The following is a 1,964-nucleotide window of genomic DNA, read 5'->3' on the forward strand; positions in this document are numbered from 1 at the left end:
GCGCGCAGCACCTGCGCGTCGGCCCAGGTGTGGAGCGTGAGGGCGGCCTGCCAGCCGGCGGGCACGGCCGCGTGCGCGCCGGTCGCGACGACGAGCGCGTCGGCCTCGACCTCGCCGTCGTCCGTCGCGACGGCCGGCCGGTCGCCGGTCACCCGCAGCGCGCGGGCGGGCCGGGCGAGGTGCACCTCGTCGGCGAGCGCCGTCAGGTCCGCCCCGACCTCGTCGGTGAGCCACGTGGGTGCCGTGCGGTCGAGCAGGTGCTTGGACAGCGGGGGCCGGTCGTAGGGCGCGACCCCCTCGCGACCCAGGACGACGACGCGCCCGTCGTACCCGCGCTCGCGCAGCGCGGCGACGGTCTGCGTGGCGGCGAGCCCTGCGCCGACGACCAGCACGTCGCGCGGGGGGACCGCCGGTCCGCCGCTGCCCCCGTCCGCCGTCCGCGCGGTGCTGCGGGGCTCGGGCGCGGCGGGGGTCCAGGACGTCACCCGCGCAACGGTAGTCTCCCGTCGGGAGGCTGATCGATGGTGCAGGAGCGGGTCGGACCGCAGTGGCCGCGGATGACGCACGAGTCGTCGTCGGCCGAGCCCGACGTGCCCCCGGCGACCGGCCCGATCCCCGTCGAGGAGGCCCCGCTCGACCCGCGCGCGATCGCTCGCGCGTCGCTCGACGCCGCACGCAACGCGTCGCTGTGGTGGACGAGCGCCGGCGTGCTGCTGTCCGTGCTCGTCGCGTTCGTCGTCGGTGCCCGCGCCGGGGCGTACACGCTCGCGGGTGTCATGGCGCTGTGCGGCGTCGTGCGCGCGGCGTGGCCGTCGCCCGGGCCGGTCGCGATCTCGGTCCGCTCCAAGCCGCTCGACCTGGTGCTGCTCTTCGGTGCCGCGCTCTCGCTGGGCGTCCTCGCCCACTCGCTGCCGCCGGGCGCCTGAGCCCGGACGTGCGACGGGCCCGGCCCCCGTGGGGAGCCGGGCCCGTCGCGGGTGGTCAGGCCTTGCGGTCCTCGACGACGAGCACGTCGTCGGTCGTGACGTAGACGTCGTCCTCCTCGAACAGGTTGTCCTCGACCGGCTCCGACGCGAACGCCCGGTAGAGGAGCGCGGCGATCGCGGCACCGAGGAGCGGCGCGACCCAGAACAGCCAGACCTGCTCCAGCGCCCACGACTCGGAGAAGATCGCGGTCGCGAGCGAACGGGCCGGGTTGAGCGAGCCGTTCGTCACGGGGATCGCGACGAGCAGCAGCGCGGCCAGCGCGAGGCCGATCGCGGCCGGGGCCGCGCCCGAGGTGGAGCGGCGGTCGGTCGCGCCGAGGATGATGCCCACGAACACGGCGGTCACGACGAGCTCGATGAGCCCCGCGCCGATCCACGAGAAGCCCTCGCCGGCCTGCGCGGCGATGGGCGAGTGGGCGGCGAACCCGTTCGACGTGGCCGAGAAGAAGCCGCGCTCCTGGTCGGCGAGGGCGGGCAGCGTCGTGACGACGACGAACAGCACAGCGGTCGCCGCGACCGCGCCGACGAGCTGCGCGAGCCAGTAGGGGAGCAGGTCGCGCCACGACGTCCGGCCCGCGAGCACGGCGCCGAACGTCACGGCCGGGTTGAAGTGGCCGCCGGACACGTGGCCGACCGCGGCGATGCCCGCGAAGACCGCGATGCCGAACGCGAGGGCGACCGCGAGCGGGCCGGCCTGGGTCACGGCGGCGTACAGCGCGGTGCCGACGCCGGCGAGGACGAGCACGAACGTGCCGAACGCCTCGGCGCCGATCCGCGCGAGCAGCCCGGGGCCGGTGGTGACGACCGTGCCGGCGGGCACGACGTACGCGTCGACCTCCTCGTCAGCGTCGCTCGCCGGGACCGGCGGCACGGCGGGCGTGCCGGGGGTGTCGCCGGGCTTCGCGAACCCCGTCGCGGCGGCGGCCGGTGCCTCCGGGGCGGGTGCGGCGGCGGTCGCGTCGGCCTGCGGGGCGGCGG

The 1,964-nt window shown here is 77.1% G+C and carries 3 protein-coding genes; 1 reads left to right on the forward strand and 2 read right to left on the reverse strand.

Going from position 1 to position 1,964, the window contains the following annotated elements; all coding sequences use genetic code 11:
- The coding region (locus tag CTKZ_RS19235; protein ID WP_148090521.1) for an FAD-dependent oxidoreductase at window positions 1–485 on the reverse strand (485 nt) is incomplete at its 3' end.
- Window positions 486–521: 36 nt separating this feature from the next.
- Here CTKZ_RS19235 and CTKZ_RS19240 point away from each other — a divergent pair.
- The gene (locus CTKZ_RS19240; protein ID WP_124344428.1) at window positions 522–926 is read left to right on the forward strand and encodes a DUF3017 domain-containing protein; all 405 of its coding nucleotides are present in this window, start codon (window positions 522–524) and stop codon (window positions 924–926) included.
- Window positions 927–981: 55 nt separating this feature from the next.
- On the opposite strand, the gene CTKZ_RS19245 is transcribed toward CTKZ_RS19240, so the two are convergent.
- Window positions 982–1,964 (reverse strand): aquaporin (locus CTKZ_RS19245; protein ID WP_235843562.1); only part of this gene is annotated, 983 nt, incomplete at its 5' end.

Origin of the sequence: Cellulomonas algicola (assembly GCF_003851725.1) — a bacterium.
GTDB classification, from domain to species: domain Bacteria; phylum Actinomycetota; class Actinomycetes; order Actinomycetales; family Cellulomonadaceae; genus Cellulomonas; species Cellulomonas algicola.